Here is a 325-nt window from a genome sequence, read left to right on the forward strand (position 1 = left end):
GGAAAGACTTCATGAACTGGAAACAAAAAAGGAAAAAGAAACCTTGGAAAGCAAATTCAAGCTAATCGGTAACGTATTGAAAAATGGCATTTTCGATGTAGGCATGGAACAGGGAAGCGTTCGACTTTTGTTCCAAGCTTTGGGTGTAAAGCATCATGACAACAAATTGTCCTTTACGAATTCGAACAGGCATACCGTTCCCGTAAAACTGGGCAAACTGCCTTTTCCCGATAATATGGAAAAACATGTATCTACAGGATTTGTCCGTCAGAATCATTTGATGCTCGAAATGTTATCGGAACAGAGTTCTGAAAATAGCTCCAAG

Annotated in this window: 1 protein-coding gene; it reads left to right on the forward strand. The window is 39.7% G+C overall.

Translation table 11 applies throughout. The features are described from left to right. On the forward strand, positions 1 to 325 hold a 325-nt coding region (locus tag IV512_RS19815), incomplete at both ends, for a hypothetical protein (RefSeq protein ID WP_209406506.1).

The sequence above is a fragment of the Pseudozobellia sp. WGM2 genome (assembly GCF_017810075.1).
In the GTDB taxonomy this organism is placed as follows: Bacteria; Bacteroidota; Bacteroidia; order Flavobacteriales; family Flavobacteriaceae; genus JADNYK01.